Origin of the sequence: Chitinophaga sp. (assembly GCF_039596135.1) — a bacterium.
Lineage (GTDB): Bacteria > Bacteroidota > Bacteroidia > Chitinophagales > Chitinophagaceae > Chitinophaga.
The window spans coordinates 24,387-45,845 of sequence record NZ_JBCNKH010000009.1; the positions used below are offsets into that span (position 1 = coordinate 24,387).

20 protein-coding genes are annotated in these 21,459 nt (G+C 39.5%); 8 read left to right on the plus strand and 12 right to left on the minus strand.

Annotated features, from left to right (window positions below; all coding sequences use genetic code 11):
• Window positions 1-4: 4 nt before the first annotated feature.
• Window positions 5-379: a hypothetical protein gene (locus ABDW16_RS08650; protein ID WP_343669075.1), complete on the plus strand. Its 375-nt coding sequence runs from the start codon at window positions 5-7 to the stop codon at window positions 377-379.
• A 206-nt stretch (window positions 380-585) separates the two neighbouring features.
• The gene (locus ABDW16_RS08655) at window positions 586-4,164 is read left to right on the plus strand and encodes a hypothetical protein (RefSeq protein WP_343669077.1); all 3,579 of its coding nucleotides are present in this window, start codon (window positions 586-588) and stop codon (window positions 4,162-4,164) included.
• 283 nt (window positions 4,165-4,447) lie between these two features.
• Here ABDW16_RS08655 and ABDW16_RS08660 read toward each other — a convergent pair whose 3' ends face one another.
• The 9 genes from ABDW16_RS08660 to ABDW16_RS08700 form a co-directional block, all read right to left on the minus strand.
• Window positions 4,448-5,353, minus strand: coding sequence for a HigA family addiction module antitoxin (locus ABDW16_RS08660; RefSeq protein ID WP_343669078.1), 906 nt, complete (start codon window positions 5,351-5,353; stop codon window positions 4,448-4,450).
• 509 nt (window positions 5,354-5,862) lie between these two features.
• On the minus strand, window positions 5,863-6,993 hold the full coding sequence (locus ABDW16_RS08665; RefSeq protein ID WP_343669079.1) for a C1 family peptidase: 1,131 nt from the start codon (window positions 6,991-6,993) through the stop codon (window positions 5,863-5,865).
• On the minus strand, window positions 6,990-7,838 hold the full coding sequence (locus tag ABDW16_RS08670; RefSeq protein ID WP_343669081.1) for a hypothetical protein: 849 nt from the start codon (window positions 7,836-7,838) through the stop codon (window positions 6,990-6,992). Before ABDW16_RS08670 ends, ABDW16_RS08665 begins: the two co-directional genes overlap by 4 nt.
• Window positions 7,835-8,359 (minus strand): sigma-70 family RNA polymerase sigma factor, encoded by a 525-nt coding sequence (locus ABDW16_RS08675; RefSeq protein WP_343669082.1) that lies wholly within the window; start codon window positions 8,357-8,359, stop codon window positions 7,835-7,837. The genes ABDW16_RS08670 and ABDW16_RS08675 overlap by 4 nt, the downstream gene beginning before the upstream one ends.
• 228 nt (window positions 8,360-8,587) lie before the next feature.
• The gene (locus tag ABDW16_RS08680) at window positions 8,588-9,709 is read right to left on the minus strand and encodes a PD-(D/E)XK nuclease family protein (RefSeq protein ID WP_343669083.1); all 1,122 of its coding nucleotides are present in this window, start codon (window positions 9,707-9,709) and stop codon (window positions 8,588-8,590) included.
• Between the two features lie 32 nt (window positions 9,710-9,741).
• Window positions 9,742-10,269, minus strand: a complete 528-nt coding sequence (locus ABDW16_RS08685) for a hypothetical protein (protein WP_343669085.1) — start codon at window positions 10,267-10,269, stop codon at window positions 9,742-9,744.
• 42 nt (window positions 10,270-10,311) lie between these two features.
• Window positions 10,312-11,313: a DUF4407 domain-containing protein gene (locus ABDW16_RS08690; protein WP_343669086.1), complete on the minus strand. Its 1,002-nt coding sequence runs from the start codon at window positions 11,311-11,313 to the stop codon at window positions 10,312-10,314.
• A gap of 10 nt (window positions 11,314-11,323) precedes the next feature.
• Window positions 11,324-11,842, minus strand: coding sequence for a hypothetical protein (locus ABDW16_RS08695; protein WP_343669087.1), 519 nt, complete (start codon window positions 11,840-11,842; stop codon window positions 11,324-11,326).
• A 465-nt stretch (window positions 11,843-12,307) separates the two neighbouring features.
• The gene (locus ABDW16_RS08700) at window positions 12,308-12,574 is read right to left on the minus strand and encodes a DUF3892 domain-containing protein (RefSeq protein WP_343669088.1); all 267 of its coding nucleotides are present in this window, start codon (window positions 12,572-12,574) and stop codon (window positions 12,308-12,310) included.
• Between the two features lie 232 nt (window positions 12,575-12,806).
• Between ABDW16_RS08700 and ABDW16_RS08705 the strand changes: the two genes are divergently transcribed.
• Window positions 12,807-14,375, plus strand: coding sequence for a sulfatase (locus ABDW16_RS08705; RefSeq protein WP_343669089.1), 1,569 nt, complete (start codon window positions 12,807-12,809; stop codon window positions 14,373-14,375).
• Window positions 14,376-14,402: 27 nt separating this feature from the next.
• Here ABDW16_RS08705 and ABDW16_RS08710 read toward each other — a convergent pair whose 3' ends face one another.
• From ABDW16_RS08710 to ABDW16_RS08720, 3 genes are all read right to left on the minus strand, one after another.
• Window positions 14,403-14,972 (minus strand): PDDEXK nuclease domain-containing protein, encoded by a 570-nt coding sequence (locus ABDW16_RS08710; RefSeq protein WP_343669090.1) that lies wholly within the window; start codon window positions 14,970-14,972, stop codon window positions 14,403-14,405.
• Window positions 14,973-15,260: 288 nt separating this feature from the next.
• Window positions 15,261-16,190 (minus strand): MBL fold metallo-hydrolase, encoded by a 930-nt coding sequence (locus ABDW16_RS08715; protein WP_343669091.1) that lies wholly within the window; start codon window positions 16,188-16,190, stop codon window positions 15,261-15,263.
• Between the two features lie 133 nt (window positions 16,191-16,323).
• Complete coding sequence (locus ABDW16_RS08720) at window positions 16,324-16,893, minus strand: Crp/Fnr family transcriptional regulator (RefSeq protein WP_343669093.1); 570 nt, start codon at window positions 16,891-16,893, stop codon at window positions 16,324-16,326.
• Between the two features lie 123 nt (window positions 16,894-17,016).
• Between ABDW16_RS08720 and ABDW16_RS08725 the strand changes: the two genes are divergently transcribed.
• From ABDW16_RS08725 to ABDW16_RS08745, 5 genes are all read left to right on the plus strand, one after another.
• Window positions 17,017-17,910: an NAD(P)H-binding protein gene (locus tag ABDW16_RS08725; RefSeq protein WP_343669094.1), complete on the plus strand. Its 894-nt coding sequence runs from the start codon at window positions 17,017-17,019 to the stop codon at window positions 17,908-17,910.
• Window positions 17,911-17,960: 50 nt separating this feature from the next.
• Window positions 17,961-18,878: a helix-turn-helix domain-containing protein gene (locus ABDW16_RS08730; protein WP_343669095.1), complete on the plus strand. Its 918-nt coding sequence runs from the start codon at window positions 17,961-17,963 to the stop codon at window positions 18,876-18,878.
• A 63-nt stretch (window positions 18,879-18,941) separates the two neighbouring features.
• The gene (locus ABDW16_RS08735; RefSeq protein WP_343669096.1) at window positions 18,942-19,505 is read left to right on the plus strand and encodes a Crp/Fnr family transcriptional regulator; all 564 of its coding nucleotides are present in this window, start codon (window positions 18,942-18,944) and stop codon (window positions 19,503-19,505) included.
• Window positions 19,506-19,569: 64 nt separating this feature from the next.
• The gene (locus ABDW16_RS08740) at window positions 19,570-20,076 is read left to right on the plus strand and encodes a YceI family protein (RefSeq protein ID WP_343669097.1); all 507 of its coding nucleotides are present in this window, start codon (window positions 19,570-19,572) and stop codon (window positions 20,074-20,076) included.
• Between the two features lie 24 nt (window positions 20,077-20,100).
• Window positions 20,101-21,348, plus strand: a complete 1,248-nt coding sequence (locus ABDW16_RS08745) for a retropepsin-like aspartic protease (RefSeq protein ID WP_343669098.1) — start codon at window positions 20,101-20,103, stop codon at window positions 21,346-21,348.
• Window positions 21,349-21,459: the final 111 nt, after the last annotated feature.

Sequence of the window (21,459 nt, forward strand, 5' to 3'; positions counted from 1 at the left end):
CAATATGGTAAAATATTTGGTAATAATTGTAATATTAAATGTCTTTCAACCTGGTATTGAGGGGGTATATACTAAGTCAATACAAGAAGCTTCTTTTGTTGAGTCAGTGAATAAAAGGTGGGAATTGACAATAAAAAATGATTCGAGTTTTAATTATACTATTCATGAAAGATTCCCGTCATCAAATCTGGATTCTACCTATCGTGCCACTGGAAAATGGGATTTAATTCATGATACGCTAATACTAAAAACATACACTTATCCCTACCTTTTTGAGTTTGTCGTGAAAGGTGATAGGCTAATACCAATTGCTGACAAGCCGGTAAGAAGAGGAAGTTTAATCATCAAGCTGGATTATTTATCAAGAGACCCGTCGTAACTTTTTTTTCATAAAACTGAACAGATTAACTGTTCAGTTTTATGAACGCCTGTCATCTTTTGAACTGCTCCTTTCAAGGATTAAGATCCTGTCATTATATTATCTTTTAAATTATACCTACCAATCCCTATGTTATGAATAGAATTAGTAGCTTTTTTATTCTCACTGTCATTTGTCTGTTCCCATTGTTAACGATAGCCCAAACAATGAAGACAACCGTTGATGCTAAGACGCCCGAAGTAGTCGCTTTTAACCGGTTTATAGAAACCCCTGTCTCCTACTTTACAGGTGTCCCTGCTATCAGCATTCCATTATATGAAATCACGATAAATGGGGTTTCGGTTCCTATCTCACTAGACTATCATGCCGGTGGTATACGTGTAGACCAGGATGCGACCTGGGTTGGACTGGGTTGGAGCCTTAACTATGGAGGACAAATATCAAGAACTGTAAGAGGCGGAATTGCTGATGAGAAATGTTTTTTCCTGGATACAACTATTAAACGCTATCTGGCCCTGCCCAATGCAGCAGAAGATCAATATCTGGTACAGAGAGGCATGTTTATGTGGTATGCCAAGCATCCGGCACTTATCCAGAATGATTTGATGCCTGACGAATTTTATTACAACTTTCTTGGGTTTTCCGGAAGATACATGTACGATCAGAACAACAAAAAGTTCGTGCTCTTTCCAAAAGAAGATCTTACGGTTAAATACCAACTTAAAAGCACATATAATATCGATTACTGGACTTTGCAGTTACCAGATGGTACAAAAGGTACCTTCAAAAGAGGTACAGAAAGCTCTATTGGCGGCCCCAATTCCTATGCAGATAATAGCTGGGTGCCAACCAAAATAGAAAATCAGTATAACGATAGTATCACCTTCTCTTACGATACACTTCCTGCTTATACAATCGATAAAGTTTTAAATGAAAGTTTTACTAAATATAGAAGCATAAGTTCTCCTGGTTATGTGATCAGCTCCGGCACATGTTACTATCATGAAAATATCCTAAAGCAAATAAAATTCAGGGACGGTAAGATTGATTTTTATACCACGACCAGGGTAGATATGCCCAATAAAGCTTTGAGTAAAATAGTGGTATCAGACAATCAGGGTAAAGTAATAAAATCAATCGTTTTTAATTATAGTTACTTCACTGCAGACGCATACAAGTCAGTTAATTATACCTGGCCTGTAGCTACTTCAGATTATGCCAATAAGCGATTGAAACTTGATTCACTGGATATTTATGGTAGTGATGTAGCTAAGGTCAATACTTATAAGTTTGACTACTATACTTATAGTCAAATGCCATCTAAATTTTCTGCAGCGCAGGATCATTGGGGATTTTTTAATGCTTATTCCAATACGACAACCATCCCTAATATTGCTCCTGATTACATTGTAGGAGGAGACCGAAGGGTAAAAGGAGATACCAGTAAAGTCTTTTCACTGAAGAGCATCACCTTCCCTGAAGGAGGCAAAACTGAATATATTTATGAAGGAAACAATATAGCTAAGGGATATGGGCAAAATAATATTCCATGGGAACTTGAGTCTACATACCAGGATGACAACTTCACAGAGAAAAGTATGTCAATCAGCATATCTGGTTACGATAGAAATAATTTTACGCCCGCTCCCGATTCTACAACTGCGATAGCAGGAGAACGCTATTATAAGAAATATTTCACAGTACCGGAAGGTAGTTTCTTTACATTAGATTGGGACTTTATTTCTTCTACGAACATCGGTCAGACTTCAATTGATAAAAGCCTTAATATCAGCTGTATGTCAGCCAATGTAAACTTTGATCTGTATCTGCTCAATAATGATGGTAGCATTTCGAGAAGAATAACCAGTCATACGGCTGTTGACTGTAGCTCAGGCACAAGAACACCTTCCACCAACCAATTTGTGAAAATGTCTGCGGGGAAATATCTTATGCAGGTGCAGATATTTTCAAATGTGAGTGGTACTGCACTGAATCAACCACATAGTACATTTTTTCAGATCAAATGGAGAGAGCCGGATGCCAATGGGCATAAGTTAAATATCGGAGGTATCAGGGTGAAACAGATCAATACCTATGATATGGATGGGAGTTTAGCATTACAGAAGCAGTATGATTATGCTGATCCTAATACGAAAGTTACTTCCGGACAGGTATTATCCATGCCACAGTACATTAAGTATATGTATAAGCAGGAATCCTCTGGTAATGCGGGCTATGGCCTGCAGTTCCTGGCTACATCCAAATTGCCGCTGGAATCTACCTCCGGCTCTTATGCGGGGTATAAATACGTGACAGAGAAAGCAATTGGTAAGGCGGGTGATACTTTGAAAACAAGATATAGTTTTGATTTTAGTCCATCACTCTTTAGTGAGTTTTATAGTGGTACAGATCTATGGCAATATGAACAGAAGGAATGGTCAAGAGGTAAATTATTGACAAAAGAATATTTGAAGGGAAATGCTACAATTGCTAAAGAGGAATATACCTATAACTTCTACTCACCTCATTTGAATGGGAATAGTTATGAAGATACCGTCAGAGAAATTAATACGGATTTTATCAGCTTCTGGAAAGTGACTTATCATATAACTCCGAGTGAAACGGAAGATTTCTATGATCCGCAAGTAAACCCCGGAGGGACATATCCAGGATTTCATTATGGCGAGGATGATTACAAAACATATACGATCTCTGGTAATCCTATTGAATATTATCAGGTACAACTGCCAATATTTTATCGCCTTACCGGGTTTGATAAAATCCAGTCTAAAAAAATAACTACATACGATGATAACGGTAATAGTATCGTTCAGACTGAAAACTATTACTATGATAAAACACCCGGTCATTACCAGTTAACACGTATGGAAACAACAGACAGTAAAAATAACGTACTGAAAACTGTGCTCAAATATCCTTTGGACAAGTCATCTCTTTCAGGTACTACTACCAATTCTTCCAGGGCGATTGATAGTCTGGTAAAAAGAGAGGTTAAAAACACTTTGCTGGAAACTGATAAATTTAAAGCAGGCACATTAGTGGAACGTGTCCGAAATGACTATAGGGTATGGCCTACCGGCAATACTATCCTGCAGGAATACAGTCAATTTCAGAAAGGAACGGCAACAATGACTACTCAGTGGCAGGCATTTAATTATGATAGTTCAGGTAATCTGTTGGAACAGGCTAATTACAATGACGCCCATACCGCATATATCTGGAATTACAATCGTACCAGTCCGATCGCAATTGTACATAATGCAACTATTGCTGATGTCGCTTATTGCGGGTTTGAGGATGCAGGAACAGGCAACTGGACCGTACCATCTACAGGTGTCAGTGTTACCGGGGGAATTACAGGAGCTAAATCCTGGACCATTAGTGGCAATATTACAAAAAGCGGGCTAACAGCTTCTCAGACATATATCATTTCTTATTGGAGTAAAACAGGTTCTGCAACAGTGAATGGATCAACAGCTACTTCCACTGTCAGCAAAAGAGGATGGAATTACTTTGAACATAAGGTGTCAGGTGTTACATCTGTGACCATTACAGGGAGTATTACTATTGACGAATTGAGGCTTTATCCTGCTGATGCGAAGATGACTACTAATACGTATAATCCACTAGTAGGGTTGACTAGTCAGTGTGATCCTGCTAATCATATTTTTTACTATGAGTATGATGGAATAGGCCGGTTGAAAGTAGTGAGAGATATGGATGGTAATGTAATGAAAGTACATGATTACCATTATAAAAACTAAGTTTCTTTACGGTTCCTCAGTGCCTTTTCCTAAAGAGTAAATGCTGTATCCTATCATATCCATTTATTTAGGCATACTAAAAATATAACGACAAGTTTAAAGCATTTTAAAAGAAGCTGCCTCATTTATTTATGAGACAGCTTCTTTTTTTATAAAAGCCTTTTCGTATTTCAGAAATCGGTTTAGTTTTATTTTGGTTGTTGAAATTTTTCTTATTAGTTTCTTATAATGAAACTAGAATTTCAGATAAATCGTCTACAAACAGTTTCGATACTTGCTCCTGCTATATCCATTTTTGGGCAAATTCATCAGCCTCCCTCTCTTTGATGAGATCTTTGTCGGAATATTCTACTTTCTCCAGGAAGATATCCTTTTTCCCATGTAAGAGAATATGTCCTGCCTCGTGAAAGAAGGTAAACCAAAAACTTTCGTTATTTTGTTCTGTTAACTGAATGAAAGGAGTATCATTTAGCCACCTGGTAGCTCCTCTTATAGGCGCTTTATTAATACGAGGAGTATACACTACTTTAACACCTGCTTCCAGACAAATTCTTTGTATTTGGTCAATTTTTTTTTCAGTGGAATTTGCATTGATTGATTTTAACTTCTTTAATGCATCTTTAAACTTCTTTTCTGAATACTCATTCGCCTGTAATTCCATTGCCTGCAATTCACCTTTGCGAAGCCATACAGATATAGCATAAGGTTCAATTGTTTGTGCAAGCGAAATACGGAAAGCTACTTTTAATTGTTGGTTAAAGTAATAGTCTTCCCATGCTGTATGATTAGAGAAGCCAAAAAAAGAAAGCATCTCAATTGTTTTTTCCTGTATGCTGGTTGCAGCGGGCAACCACTCTTTTCTTATCATTTCAGCCAATGGAAATTGCTTTGCCCATCCTATTGCTGACTGAATAACTATTTGTCTTTTTTCTCTTGCAAGAAATTCATCATAATGTCTCTGATGGTTCATCCAAAAATTAGCGGGTATCCTGGTAACGCTTTCAAATTGAACAGCCATGTCAGGGGTAATAGAACTATCACCTTTGATGATGGCAATAATGGTTTTTTCAGGCTTTCCAGTGCGAAGCGCGAATTCTTTTGGCCCCATCATCATTTCCTCCAGTTTTTCCCTTAAGGTTTCTCCCGGATGAGGAACTGACTGTGGAAAGTATTGATTCTGTTTTACCATTTTATTTCTCTTTATGATAGTTGACTATTTCTAAAATTTCTATTCCTATGATCTCCATCCAAATGTACTGACCATGCTTGTTGGTCGGTATTGGTTCATTATGAGGTTTAAATACCAACCTATAAGGTTGATCAAGATTGCAAGCCCATTCCCCTTTCCGACCATTGCTAAGTTCATGAAATACACCCACGGGGTTCCATAAACCGAAGGTATAATAAGCCTGTAAATATTAGGGGTGCTGGGGCAGGGGTTTGCTTCACCGGTTATACTTTGCGCGAGCATAGGGGCATAGCAGGACAGCACTAAGCTGAACATTAGTAGAATTTTCTTCATGGTTATTTATTCGAGTTATAAATTCAATGAATATGGGTTGTTATGGGTTTAAAATAGAGATTGGGTTGGTATATTTTAATTCTAGTGTACAGGTATTTTCTTTAAATATTTTCAATCAATCTTGCGAAGATATATATTTCCCTGATTTTGGGTTTGTGAAATAATAATGGTTGATTTTAAATTTTATTCCTCGTTGAATCAATAAGCCCGTCTTTATGAAGCAACACAGAAATAGCCTTCATTCTCATATAAGCAACACTCAGGTACATAAACCCATGCTGTCCTGCTGTTGGCCCCCACGAGTTTTTACATGTATAGTAAATATTACCGTACTGGTCTTTTGCTTTGCCCACGATGTGCATTAAATGATCATCGGAAGTGGCGAAAGTTTCAAATGCACCCTGTCGCAATTGCTGGGTCACTTTCTTTTCCGGGCGCACATTATACCGGATGGAATCATTGTCCGCCGGATTTTCGGGTAAGACTCCGATGCCTTGTTCTACGAAAAATGTGGGTTCTGTCCCATCCAGATCAAGGGAGAGCGAAAAACCAGCATCCAGTGCATGATCGATATTTGCCATAAATTCATCCAGTGGAAGATTATAAAATTGTCCATTTGCCCAGTTGGCAGGGATACTTAATATAAATGGCTTGTAAAAAGGTACGTGGGAGAATGATGTAATGGTTAGATAATCTTCGGGATGTAATTGCGTGTAAGTTAAAAAACTGGTCGGTGTGTATGACTTGCCTTCGTATTGAAAATCCACCGGCACCTTCCCCATAAAGGTATCTAACACCGCAGGCACATGAGTTCTCCATGCTGCACCTAATTGGTTTGATGGCTGGGCATATTGCTTCACCCGCTTTTCCAGTGTTTCGAACATTTTGGAATGGTTGTGGTTTGTGTTGCCATTTATTAATCCTGTATAACCTGATTCCGGCAACAGGCCGTATTCTGCGGCACTCAGGATAGGATCGTGACTAAGCCCGCCCTCAGTAAACCGGGAAGTGCCCTGGCGCAGGATGTAATTCTGCGCTTTTGCCAGATAGGCACTACGTACAAAATACATTTCTGACAATTTGATTTGCTCACCTTTTATTCGAATGATCTCACTTTCGAGAAAAGAAGTGGTCGCAAAACTCCAGCAGGTACCGGAATAACCTTGTCCACTAGTAACAGGCAATGCAGGAATGTCTACAACAGATGAAAAAACATAATTGATTTTTCGCGGTGGCTGTGGTTTTTGTTTTTTATTACAAGCCAGTAATAGCACTGCAACGGATGCATACAACAAATACTTTTTCATGAAAGGTCTTTTTGTTTTTTTAAATAGAGATAATATGCTCCAAAACCAAGAGAAATACAGATAATTAATATGCCAAATGGCAACGGCCCGGAAGGGAGCCGACTGGTCACAGCAAAACCAATACCAGCAGACAACAGGAGAAAAAACCATTTGACTGCACTATGCTTACTGGCAGTTCCTTTTTCCAGCATCCTTTCTGCTTCAGCCCCTACAATCCCCATGGTAATCATCTTGCTTTTAAGACGATGATTCAGTAGTATTTTTAATAGTTTTAATAAAAAGCTACTTACGATAAAAAAGAGCAATACCACGATGACTGTACGGACTATTACAGTAGGAATATCAACACCCTGTACCAATGTTATGACTTCAGAATCTGCGCGTGCTAAGGCGGGACAGGCCATTAGGAGGGTTATGAATGTTAGTTTTTTCATGTGCATAATTTGTTTTCGATTTGTGTAATAAAAATCCATTAACTGGATAGCGATCACCACTAAGAGTACTAATACGATCCCGATTATACCGATACCTGAAAAGAGCCAGCTGATGGTGCTCCAACAGGCTATTAATGTGGCCATCAATAACGCAAATGCGCCGGCCAGTAAGCTATAGAGATACCGGGATTCCTTACGGGATTCCTTCCTCACATCCGGGAGCTGAGCAGGAATAAATGCTGCTGTATTGAAATTCAGGGCAGGCAACTCTTCGGCTTTGATATGGCTATAGAGCAGCTGATATGCCCTGATCTGTAACTGGCAATGGTGACAGACTTGTACATGTGCGTTTGCCACTGGATTCATTGCATATTCCTGCAATTGTTCTTCACTTAAATGCTCATTGTTCATAAATCCTCCTTTGAATAATAATCAAGTAATCGCTCTTTCAGCATTTTTCTCGCCCTGAACAAATAACTTTTAATCGTACCTGCAGGGAGGCCGGTAATGTTTATTATTTCGTCTATACTGAGTTCTTCCTTGTGAAATAAAGTAATGAGTGTACGATAGACGGGTGGTAGGGTGGCACTAATACTTTCCAGTATCTCTGATTTTTCTTTTATAGCAAGTTGCTGACCGGCGTCCGGGATATAGCCTTCGTCTTCGACAGGCAGATCGATGAGTTCCCGTTTGTTTTTTAAATGATCGAAACAGGTGGTATAACTTATCTGGGCCACCCAGGTAGATAGTTTGCATTGGAAACGGAACCGGGGCAGGTAGCGGAAGGTTTTTAAATAGATATCCTGCATAAGATCCTTTCGATCTGACGGGTCGGTGATCATTTTAAAAACGATATGTGTTACCAGCTTTTCGGTATCCCGGATCAACAACGACGCGGCATAGCGGTCTCCTGACAGGATCTTTTGGATCATGACTTCGTCAGAAAGCATAGTGGGTCGTCCAGGGTACATGTATACATGAGACGCTGGTTTGGGAAAAAGGTTGCAGGAAAATTAGAAATTTATGATTTTTTCAGGGGATAGGACTTGTTTCAGGAAAACAGAATGGTGTCTCATATTTCACGACCAAATAGATACTAATATATTTATCCTGATACGAATCTTATCATCACTATATTTGCATCATCCAATAACCTATTCTCATGGTAGAACCTGCGATTGTGTTATGTGTAAAATTTTATCTTCAATTTTTCTAAAAATATTATACAACGGAGTTGTCAAAATTTTCTGATATACACAGGTGGAAAACTGTTGCAATTCTTTTGGTATAAGATCGAAACTAAGTGTAGCATAATGTAAATAAGTACCCCGAACTCTTGTCTTTTCTTTGATGAGTTTCATCTCTTCCGGTGTGAAATCAATTTCATTAATGTTTTCCAGATATGTCATACCCTGCTTGTTTAACTCTACTATTATTGTTAATCGATGCCTGGAAGTAAAAACCTCTGGCATCCAGATTGTAAAGCAAACCGGGCAGGTTTGCGAAAAGAAATAACGTAATGAGGAGTGATACGGAGCACCTAATTTCAGTCCGAGCTCTATACAAGCTACGGACAATTGAGTGAACATATCAGCTTTAATAGTCTGCTCTAACCTACTAATAGAACGTATCTTCTCTTCGTATTGAAAGTAAAACGCATATTGGCTGGTAAGATCTTCAACCATAGAAAAAGATTGTATATGTGTGATAAATTCTTTTAACCAGAATACCTGCCTCGCATTTAGCTCTCCCCAAATATTGGATAGTTTTTCTTCTACTTTTGCAATTAATTCACTATGTGTAATATTAACATAACCTGGATGGGCAGGCACCTCCTTCCGTAAGGAAAGTACAACCCCCACTTTTCGGCCATGAACATCTATATAGTCAAAATAATCTTTCAGGTCATTGTATAATAATGCATTAATCTTATTTTCTATGATAATTGCATGACCGGCGATCGAACTTCCCTCCAAGGGCTCTATTACAACCAAATCGATGAAGTTCCCCATATTTGTGCATACCTCTGTTTGTACAATGGCCCACATAGTATTTTCCAATGTGGGTTGAGCCGTTTTTTCAGTAACCAGAACGCACAAAGCATTCAGGAATAAATCCCGTAGCCCATGGTCGGCAATGGGATTTAAATAATACGCATACAGGTTGCTGAATACTTTTTCGCTATATGTCAATCCTGCGATATCGAAAAAAGTTGAAGAACGTGATGGTAATTGTATATCTTCTTTCAGCAGATCGGCAAATTCAGCTTCAATCATTTCCATTTCGATGTAGCTTTTCTAGTAGTGGTAAATAATTATTTATCTGCATCTACACCTAACTCCCAGAATTCTTCTACCCGCCAATTAAACCATCCTACCTTACTTCTGACTAATTCCACTATTTTCCAATAATTATCGGAATCAAGCATTGTCCAGTTATACTTTGCTAACATTTGTAAACCATGTACCTCTTTAGACAGTTTTTGCAATAAAATTCTATCTAATGGTGGATGAATCACCTCACTTTTCTGGCAGGCGGCATTATTACAAAGAACTAAAGCCGTTTTCAAATAAACAGCAATAATCTTTGATGCCCGTCCATAACTCGCATTCTGGATATTTTTATTTTCAAGTGTGTCTATTATTGAGGCCGCAGAAGCTTTTTGAAAAAAGTCAAAATCATTACGGCTACTACTGCTACAACCTTCTACATAACCGCGCAGATTAGCATTTTCGACGGCTACCTTTATATCTTCTATTTTTACACTGAAGTTTCGTTGAACAGCCCTTGCCGCAGTCCAGATAGCATACCGGTGACGATGATCGTTAAATGTATAAGGCATATTATTATTTTGAGTCTTTTTATACTACAATATACTTATTACCTATTGCTTAGCCTCACCAGCCTGCTTCATTAGTAATAACATCTTCTTTTGTAATTCCATCTGGTGAGCAATTGTTTCATCATAGTCATTCTTCTCTTCTTTAAACTTACTAGCTACAATAAACAGCTCGAGCCCCAACAATAAAATAATCCATAAAATATAGATAAAAAGAGCTGAAGTAGATTCCTTTAAAATTAACACCATTACATCTATTTCATCCAAAAAACCAGTCTTTGATTTATACTCCCGCAGCAAGGTATTCCTTAACTCAATCAAAGCATTATCCTGCTTCTGTTTTTGCTTTCTCAATTCATCTATCTGCTGATTAACTCCTTTTTGAATCTCAATATTAGGGTTTGGAACAGGAACCGATCTAACAGTGGTTTGCTGGGCATTTTTAATAGTACTTACCTGGTTTCCCGATGAATCCATTTTTACAGTATTCATGGGTACAAACGACTTTTCTGTAGTAATACTATTAATCATGGGATGTTTATTAATATCGATCAACAACTCCCTGACCAGCCTTTCTTTCATCTGAATAGCCGAATCCGTCTCGGCTATTTGTTGCTTCAATTCTTCCGCCTTTGCCGGATAATCCCTACTTACTTTTGACTCAATCAGACTAATATTCCTCAAATCAATATCATCTTTAAAAATAATCTGATCAATGATCAGGGAACCTATTCCCGCCATCAGTAGACCAATCACAAAACGGAATGCCAGCAGTAAATTATTCTTTGCAGTTCCCATTATGATTTGTCGTTCGATCTGAATGACAATTATTAAGAGTACAACAGCTCCAATTATTGAGGCCACTGTATCTCCCCTTAGATACCTGTGCGTAAAATTATAACCAACAAATGCCCATAAAATGCATACAATAAGCAAGGCAGATGTATACTTTTTGACGGTCTGTGCTACGACTTCACTTTTTGTCCGTACAATATTATAATTATACCCTGTAAGGAAACACCCCGTTCTGAGCCACCATTTATTCATAAAAAATAATTTAAAAATCCTTTCTTATAATATTATGATGAGATATAGCTGCCAATCCATTCTTAAATCCGCGGGTATAACTTAGTATCAGTCCCTGGCTGTCTCCTTCATTGTTTTTTGTGTCTGTTTCAATTTCAATTACTTTTTTAATATGATCTTCCGCAATTTGCTTTTTCATTTTCAATTCTTCTACGGTATCTACCATTCCACTACGCCCCCTGCTCTCAATATGGAAATTTATTTCTCGGATGAAACTTTCATAAAATGTCTTTACCTTACGAATGGTACGTAAAAGTTCACTCTTTATTGCAGCAATATTCTCCTGGAGATTGACTGTATCAGGATTAATCATCGCATCATCATATCCCTGCACTTCAAGGTTTTTGTCGAGGAATGTAAATAGCATATTAATATTATCCTGCAGATCTGTGGTTCTTTTATCAGAAAGGCTCCCCTCATTTTTAACACTTTCCGTAAAGATGTGTTCTGGTATTTCAGGAGAGGGGAAATTGGAGCTTTCCTGCTCCAAAACGGGAGATCCATTAACAGGAACGGGGTCTGGTTTTCTGCTAAAAAACTTCATAACTAAATAATAATTATTGGAATTTTAAAAATATTATGACCTTTCTGATGACATTTGGTACAAAGAGTAATCAACAAACTGTTATCATAATCCCAGGGAGCCTTATACTTTTCAATTGTTTTCAGGTAATGATATTGACGATGGTGTACATGGAGGTCTTTATCTGCATGACAGATTATACATTGAAATTTATCTCTGGCTAATATTTCCTGTCTCTTATTTTTCCATCTGACATCAAACAATAGTCCCCCATAACTTCCGTGTATGGGATGTTTGCTGATTGGAGGTTTTGAAGTTTTTTGAGGTTGACTTAAATAACGTCCAATTTGAGAATAATAATACCTCCGAAAAGGTTTGTCTGTTGATAACATATGGATATTGGGGATTCGGTGTGTATAAAGTTCATGCTCATCAGAGACATTCAGGTAATTCTAATAAATTATCATTCCATTGATCATCTGCATATGTTCTGAGATACTTTCCAGCAGGAGCATTTACTATCCCTATCTCTGTCCTGTTGCCTCCAACAAGGGTATAAAATGATTCCGCTCCGCTTTCTATAGCTTGTATTACCTGGATTTTTGTCAATTTCCAACCATACCCTCCTAAATGAGTAATCCCATAATAACCGTGTTCAATAGGATGGCTACTAATGCATATTACCTGATGGCTTGCCATACGACTTATGTTTTTGAGTGATAACAACAAAGTTATGAAGGTATAATCAGCCCGGAGAGGGGGATTTTTCCGGTATTTTTGAACAAAAAATCTACTGATATTTAAAGAATCTTTCTAAAATACCGTTAAAAAAAATCCCTTAAATACTTTCATTCAGGGAATATATTTACTTTCTTTGTCCTACCAGACCAGTAGACTATTAATTAACATCGACCTTTTAAATTACCCAATTATGTTATTACGCCCATTTGGTCTTCTTTGCGTCTTGCTGACGACAGTGTTGTATATGCAGGCGCAAAACAGACCTAACATCATCTTTATCCTGTCTGACGACCATGCTTACCAGGCCACGAGTGCTTATGGCAATAAGCTGGTGCAGACACCGAATATAGACAGGATAGCCAATGCAGGGGCATTGCTGAATAACAACTTTGTGGCAAATTCTATTTGTGGACCCAGCCGTGCAACTTTGCTAACGGGAAAGTACAGTCATAAAAATGGGTATACGCTGAATGAGAAGCGGTACGATGTGAATCAGACTAACTTTCCTACTCTATTGCAGCAGGGCGAGTATCAGACGGCGTGGATCGGGAAACTTCATTTGGGAAGTTTACCAGTTGGTTTTGATTACTTCAATATCTTGCCAGGGCAGGGTCAGTATTATAATCCTGAGTTTATCAATAATCATAATGATACGATTCAATACAAGGGGTATGTGACTAATTTGATTTCTGAGTTCTTCTTTGACTGGTTAAAGCAGCGGGATACGAGTAAGCCATTTTTTGCGGTGGTAGGAGAGAAGGCAACGCATAGGGAGTGGTTGCCGGATGTGCAGGACCTGGGGGCGTATGATAATATTGATTTCCCATTGCCGGATGATTTCTTTGATAATTATGATACGAGGTTGGCTGCGAAGGATCAGGATATGACGATAGATAAGACGATGCGGCTGGATTTTGATTTGAAGGTGCATCAGAAATTTGGAAAATCTTTGAAGGATGGGGCTGGGGATTCGCCGGCCGCGAAGTATGTGAACAGGTCGTATAGCAGACTGGATGATGAGCAGGCGGCAGCGTTTGAGAAATATTATGGAAAGATTTCGGATGATTTTGATGCCCGGAAATTAAGTGGAAAGGAACTGGTGAAGTGGAAGTTTCAGCGATATCTGAAGGACTATTATGCGACGGCTAAGTCTTTGGACAGGAATATCGGGCGTATATTGGATTACCTGGATAGTACGGGGCTGAGCAGGAATACGGTAGTGATTTATGCTTCTGACCAGGGGTTCTATTTGGGAGAGCATGGATGGTTTGATAAGCGGTTTATTTATGAGCAGTCTTTGAAGACGGCGTTTTTGGCGAAGTATCCGGGGGTGATTCAACCGGGAACGAAGGTAGATGGATTTGTGTCTAATGTGGATTGGGCACCGACTATTCTGGATCTGGCGGGGATTAAGGCGCCGGCGGATATACAGGGGAGGTCGTTCTTTTCTTTGTTGAAGGGGAAGGAGCCGAAGGATTGGAGGAAGGATGTGTATTATCATTATTATGAGTATCCGCAGCCGCATCATGTGAGTCCGCATTTTGGGATAAGGGCGAAGGATTTTGTGTTGGTGAGGTTTTATACGGGGGTGGAGAGTTGGGAGTTGTTTGATTTGAAGAAGGACCCCGGGGAGAAGGTGAATGTGTATAAGGATGTGAAGTATGCGAAGGTGGTGAAGGATTTGAAGGAGCGGTTGAGGAAGTTGATAGTGGAGTATGAGGATAAGGAGGCGTTGGAGATATTTAATAAGGAGATATAGAGAGTAGCCCCCTGACGGGGGCTATTTTTATTTGATGGTGTCAGCCAATTCCAACCTGATTCTATCATCTTCAATCAATCGTTTTAATTCATTTTCATCTGGTAGATAGAGCCGATATTTGCTGGCGAATAATTTTTCATTCTCTGCAAGTATTGAATATTTTACGATTGTTTCGTCTTTTTCCGTACATAATATAATTCCGATAGTAGGATTATCATCATCTCCCTTTTTCAGGCTGTTATACATTCGAACATACATATCCATTTGTCCAATAGCCTCATGGGTAAGCTTGTGCGTTTTCAAATCTAATAAGACAAAGCATTTAAGATAGTAGTTATAAAATACGAGATCAATAAAAAAATCAGAAGTATCAGTTACAATATGTTGTTGTCTTGCAACAAATGCAAATCCCTTTCCCAATTCCATTAAAAATTGTTGTAAGTGGCTTATTAAAGCGGATTCGATTTTAGTTTCCCAATAGGTCTTCAATAAAATAGTATTAGTGCTTTTATAAACAGCTGTTCTTGCATCTACTATAACCTGTGCTATTGCATTATATAAAGCTTGATGGTTACTTTCTAAATTAGTATTCATCATGATGTGTATATGTATAAACGAATTTATCTTATTAAAAGACAATCAACAAAACTTATCACGAATAAACACAAACATAAAAACATGATTATCAACAATATAATCAACCATTCGATTTAACTTTGAAACCTCACAATTAATAATAATCTGGCGCTGATGTTCATATTAATTTCGCTGGGTAAAAATGGATTTCAAATCTTTTGGAGAAGCGCAGAAATACCATTGGAATATTAATCCGCAAAGAATGATCTGAACACATTAACAGCAAATATTTACAGTAAAGTCTCTGCACTAGTGCAGAAACTTTACTGTCATATAACTAATCGGTAACCACTCATATCCTTTCCCCTCCTTTTTCACATGTCCAATTCCGGGGAATGATAAATGGGGCGCTGCAATCCAATATCTTTCTTTCGCAGCTTCATCAAATGTTTTTGTACGTGCAGCTTCAGCACCTGCAAAATCTACATCGAAATCGATCGTCACTGCAGGATCGGCAAATTGTACTGCACCGGCATGAATGATATCACCTACAAAGAGGAGGTTCTCCCCCTTGCTGGTTAAGAGGAAAGCATTGTGACCAGGTGTATGCCCTGCTAATGCAATCGTACTGATACTGGGGAAGAGCTGCGCACCCGGTACATAGGTTTTTAACTTTCCTGCCTGCTGGTAAGGCGCTATTGATTGCTGGGCAGGGTCAAAGAACGGGGTGGCTCTTTTACTGGCAGTGGCTTTGTTTGCAGGGTTTAACCAAAAATCTGCTTCCGGCTGACTGATGTACAATGTCGCATTTGGGAAGACCATTTTACCTCCATCACTGAGGCCACCTACGTGATCTGCATGCAGGTGTGTTAGTAATACTGCATTGATGTCTTCTGGTTTATAACCTGCTGCTGCAAGGTTGTGACGGAGCTTACCGAGTGTGGTGCCCAGAAAGCTACCGCTACCAGCGTCGATCAGGATGAGTTGATGATTTGTTTTTACTAAAAAGGCAGAGATGGAAGTCTCGACGATGGTATCGAGGTAGTGCTGTTTTAACAGGGATGCGACTTCTCCGGGTTTCTTTTCGTGTAATAATCCTTTCATATTCAAGGGAACGGTACCGTCGGAGATGGCGATTACTTCGCAATCGCCTAATGCCATGCGGTAATAACCAGGCTGGTCTTGTGCTTGTGTAGCGAGTGTGCTTAAGAACAGCAATGAGAAGAACAAAAATTTCATGTCGTTTATAAATTTGAGACACAAAATTGCTGTTTGAGAGAGGTCTGTCGAAGGACATTTGTCACTTTAAAATTGTGACATTTCTGACATTATTTACAGTGTAAACAGCTTATAGCAAGGCAGACGGGGGATATTATTTACGGTATAAACGACTTATCGTCTCGCGGGTCACACCCAAGTAAGTAGCAATCATCGCCTTGGGGATACGGCTGTATAACTGTGGATATTGCTGTACAAAGTTTTCGAAACGCTCCCGCGCACTTCCCATAATCATGAGCTGCAACCTCTTTTGCAAAGCGACATAACCATGAGCGGACTTAACACTCTTATAATGTTCAAACTTCCAGAGCTCCCTGCCCAGCTTCATATTGTCTTCAAATGTCAGGGCAAGTAGTTCACAATCTTCCAGGCATTCAATGGCAGTTCTGGCAGGGGTATGTTTTAAAAAAGACTCTCTTTCAGATATCCACCAGTTCTCTGCAGCGAACTGATAGGTAAACTCTTTACCGGTTTTCTCATCTGTGATGTAACTACGCAAACAACCTTTCAATACAAAGTATTCACTCTTTACCAGCTCTCCCTCCCTGACTAACAGGTGATGTTTCTTCAGTTTTACAGGCGTAAAATGAGACAGTATATATTCAAATTCTTCATCTGTTACTTTGCTGATGGCTTCTATATGAGCTCGCAGTGGGTGCATCATGCTGCAAATGTAGGAAACTAATGTAAGATAACTTATGCCATGGATTTGAACACAACAACCTTAGATTTGAATACGTCCATGCCCTCCCTTATCAGGATTTTTGTGTTACAAAAATCAAACATCATGAAAATTGTATTAACAGGTTCATTAGGACATATTGGATTACCATTGGCACAGCTCCTTCACGAACATGAGCTGACTATCATCACCAGCAAGGAAGATAAAAAAGAGGCGATCAAAGCACTTGGCGCTACCCCCGCGGTGGGTTCCGTGACAGATGCAGCTTTCCTGGCTAAAACTTTTTCCGGTGCAGACCTGGTGTATACCATGATTCCGCCCATTGTCAACTACTTCGATCCCCACGTAGACCTGTTTGCCGAAGTTCAGAAAGTGGCGGACAGCTTTACACAAGCTATAAAACATGCCGGTGTAAAGAGAGTCATCCACCTGAGCAGCATTGGAGCACACCTGGAGCACGGTTCCGGATTGATTAAACTACATTACATTGTAGAACAGGCTTTGAATACCCTCACTGATGTAGACATCACCTTTATGCGACCAGTAGGTTTCTATTACAACTTATATGCTTTTATAGGTTTGATCAAACAACAGGGTGTGATTGCTTCCAATACCGGTGGAGACGATATTGCCACCTGGGTAGCGCCGTCAGATATTGCCGCCGCTATTGCAGATGAAATCACCCTGCCAGCCAGTCACCGAAAAGTTAGATATGTGGTGAGTGATGAAATAACCTGCAATGAAACTGCGCACATTTTAGGTGAAGCGATTGGCATGCCCGATCTGCAATGGATCACGCTTACCAATGAACAATACCTGCAAGGGTTAATAGCCGCAGGCATGCAACCCACCATTGCACAGGGTATGGTAGAAATGTATGCCTGTGCACATGAGGGCCACCTGGCTGCCGATTACTTCAAAAACAGACCTGTTGAATTTGGCAAGGTGAAGTTGAAAGATTTTGCTCAAGAATTTGCCATCGCCTTTGCAGCAAAATAATCAGCATTGATGGTTAACTCCTTTTTGCAGCAAAATAATTACCTTGTATCATGGCCGGAAAACGCATCTTTACTTTTAATACAATATCTGAATTTCATGAATTCAGGGGATTTCCCAAACCGGAGCATCCACTGATCAGTGTCATCGACGTGGCGCCTATCAAAGATATCCATAATGAAGAGCCTGTCAACATTGTGTTCAATTTTTATTTGATCAGTATGAAGAAAGGATACAATGTGAAAGTGAAATATGGGCAGCAGGAATATGATTTCAATGAAGGTGTGATGAGCTTCATGGCACCGGGGCAGGTATTTAGTATTGAGCCACTGGCAGAAGAAATAAATCAATCGGGATGGGTGTTACTGATCCATCCCGATTTTTTGTGGAATACACCACTGGCCAAAAAGATCAAACAGTACCAGTTCTTTGACTACGCCGTCAATGAAGCCTTGTTTCTTTCAGAGAAAGAAGAAGTGACGGTTTCTGCTATTGTTGAAAATATCAAAAGAGAGTACCATACCAATATCGACCAGTTCAGCCAGGAGATTATCATTGCACAGCTGGAATCGCTGCTGGCATATTCGGAACGGTTCTATCAGCGACAGTTCATTACCAGGAAAATCAGTCATCACCGGATTTTAGAAAAACTGGAAACATTGCTCAGTGAATATTTTAACAGTGATGAATTAGTACGAAAAGGGCTTCCCAGTGTGAAAGATATTTCAGCCTCTTTGAATGTTTCGCAGAACTACCTGAGCAACCTACTGAAGGTATTAACAGGGAAGAGTACACAGCAGCACATACAGGACAAAGTGATTGAGAAGGCCAAGGAACAGTTATCCACCACAGATCTGTCGGTAAGTGAAATTGCCTATGGATTAGGGTTTGATTATCCACAGTCATTTAGTAAATTGTTCAAGGCAAAGACACATTTGTCGCCATTGGAATTCCGGCAATCATTTAATTAATATGGCAGATTTTATCGTTGGATGAGGAAATATTGCAGGAACTAGTGCAACAAACAATTACTTATGGCAGATTTCACTCTGTATTGTCAGCAATTTTCACCGTTGGAAGAAGTGATATTGCAGGAACTGGTGCAACAAACAACTACCAAGACTTATAACAAAGGAGAATTTCTGCTGCGCAGCGGGGAGACCTGCAAGTATCTTTATTTTATCAATGAAGGATTGATCAAATCATTTTCAGAGAAGAATGATAAAGAATTTATCATGCGGTTCTTTTCTGAAAATGTACTCTTTTCTGTGTTCGACAGTTATGTTACCCAAACCCCGTCTAAGTTTAACCTGGTAGCACTGGAAGATACGATTGTCACCCTGATCCGTTATGAAACTATGGAAGCGTTATGTAAACAACATCACGCCATGGAAACGTTCTTTCGCAAGCTGGTAAGTGTGGCGACCACTAAGATGATGAAAAGGATCAGTGAGATGCTGGAAGAGAATGCGACGGATCGGTATCGATTGTTTGTAGAAGAGAATAATGCAATTCATCAAAGGATCAGTTTGGGAGATATGGCAAAGTACCTGGGGATCACACAGCAGTCGCTGAGCCGGATCAGAACTATTCGTTGATTTTTTACCCTATGGTAAAATATTCCTTCCCGCCCCGCTCTAGCTTTGACAAAAAAATCAAGCTATGACACAATGGAACATTGATCCCGGGCATTCCCAAATAGGCTTTAAGGTAAAACACCTTGGCATCGCCAATGTATCAGGATACTTCAGAAAGTTCAGCGGTACCGTGCAAACAAATAACGACACCTTTCAACAGGCCGTGATAACCTTTAGCCTGGAAGTACAAAGCATAGATACCAACAATACCGAACGCGATGGCCATCTTACTTCGAACATTTTCTTTGACGCTGTGCAATTTCCTGTCATTACATTCAGTGGTATACTAGACAATGATACGTTAAAAGGATCACTCACTATCTTGAATACTACCCGTCCTGTCACTTTGCAGGTAGAACATACAGGTAGCGGCATTGGTAGATTCAATGATTACAGGGCAGGATTTGAACTGAATGGAAAAATCAACCGAAAAGATTTTGGATTGAACTTCCACCTTCTCAATGACGCCGGCAACCTGATTGTGGGCGACGATGTAAAGTTATCTGGTGAAATAGAGCTGATCCGTATTTAGCAAGGTTTTTGTATATTCAGGCATATGAAATATACAATCCACCTCATCTGTTTGCTGATGAGCATCGTTTGTGCCGGTCAGACCAATAACCCGACTTTCAATCAGATTTATACGCTTATCATGCAAAAGAATTTCTTTCATGCAAAAGCGTTATATGACAGCAATCACGCCTCCCTTCCAGGTGCCCAACAAAATTATTTAGCCGCACTGCTGGACAACGCATTTAATAAAGTATCCCTTTCAGAACAGCGCATCGCCACCCTGAAGGGAGATTTTTCTGATAGCCTGTGGTTCCAGCTATACAAAGTAAAAGAAGACAATGCAGTCAAGGCATATGACTATAAAACCGCCAAAGGTGCCGCCCAGACCATGCTTCAGCAATATAAATACCTGCTATCGCCAGACGGGCAGGATGATCTGAAAAATAGTCTTCGCATGTGGACAGCGCTTGAAAACACACCGCCACAGCGGGTAGTAATACATGGCACGAACAAGTTAAAAATGAAAAAAGATAAAGCAGGGTTGAACAATCTGCTGGCAGTAGCAGGCAAAGACACAGCGGATTTCATTTTTGACACAGGGGCGAATATGTCGACCATTTCCCTTTCGACCGCCAGGCGGTTACATATGCAACTCATTCCGGCTGATATAGAAGTAGGCGCTATTACAGGTGCTACTGTAAAAGCCCAACTGGGGGTATGCAGGCAATTCAAACTGGGGAATATAGAAGTGAATAATGCAGTATTCCTGGTACTGGCCGATTCTGCATTGGCTTTTCCGCAGATTAATTATAAAATTGAAGGCATATTGGGGTTCCCCGTAATCAGTGCTTTGAAAGAAGTACAGCTCACACAGGATGGTTATCTCATTGTGCCGGAAAATGAAACTGTCATTCATAGTGTGCCTAATATGGCTATTGACAGGTTATCGCCCATGATCTTTATCGATGGTAAGCATTATACTTTTGATACGGGTGCTGATGAGACTTTCCTTTATCATAGTTTTTATGAAGCTAACAAGGAGGAGATTGCGGCCAGTTATCAACCTGTACATATCCGTTTTGGGGGTGCAGGTGGTAAGACGGAGCTGGAAGCTTATAAGATCAAACATCATTTTAATATTATGGAGAAGGATGTAGTGCTGGATAGTGTACCGGTCATCAAAGAGAAAATCAGCAATGAGATGGTATATGGCAATATAGGGCAGGATATTATCAGGCAATTCAAAACGATGACGATCAATTTTGATAGGATGTTTATCAGGTTTGACTAACAAAGAAATTGACAAAGGAGATATTTGACTACGAGAGAAATTGCCAAGGGCATATTTGACCTCCCAAAGAATATTGCTAAAATTTTGCACTGGCACCTACAGTCAGTATTT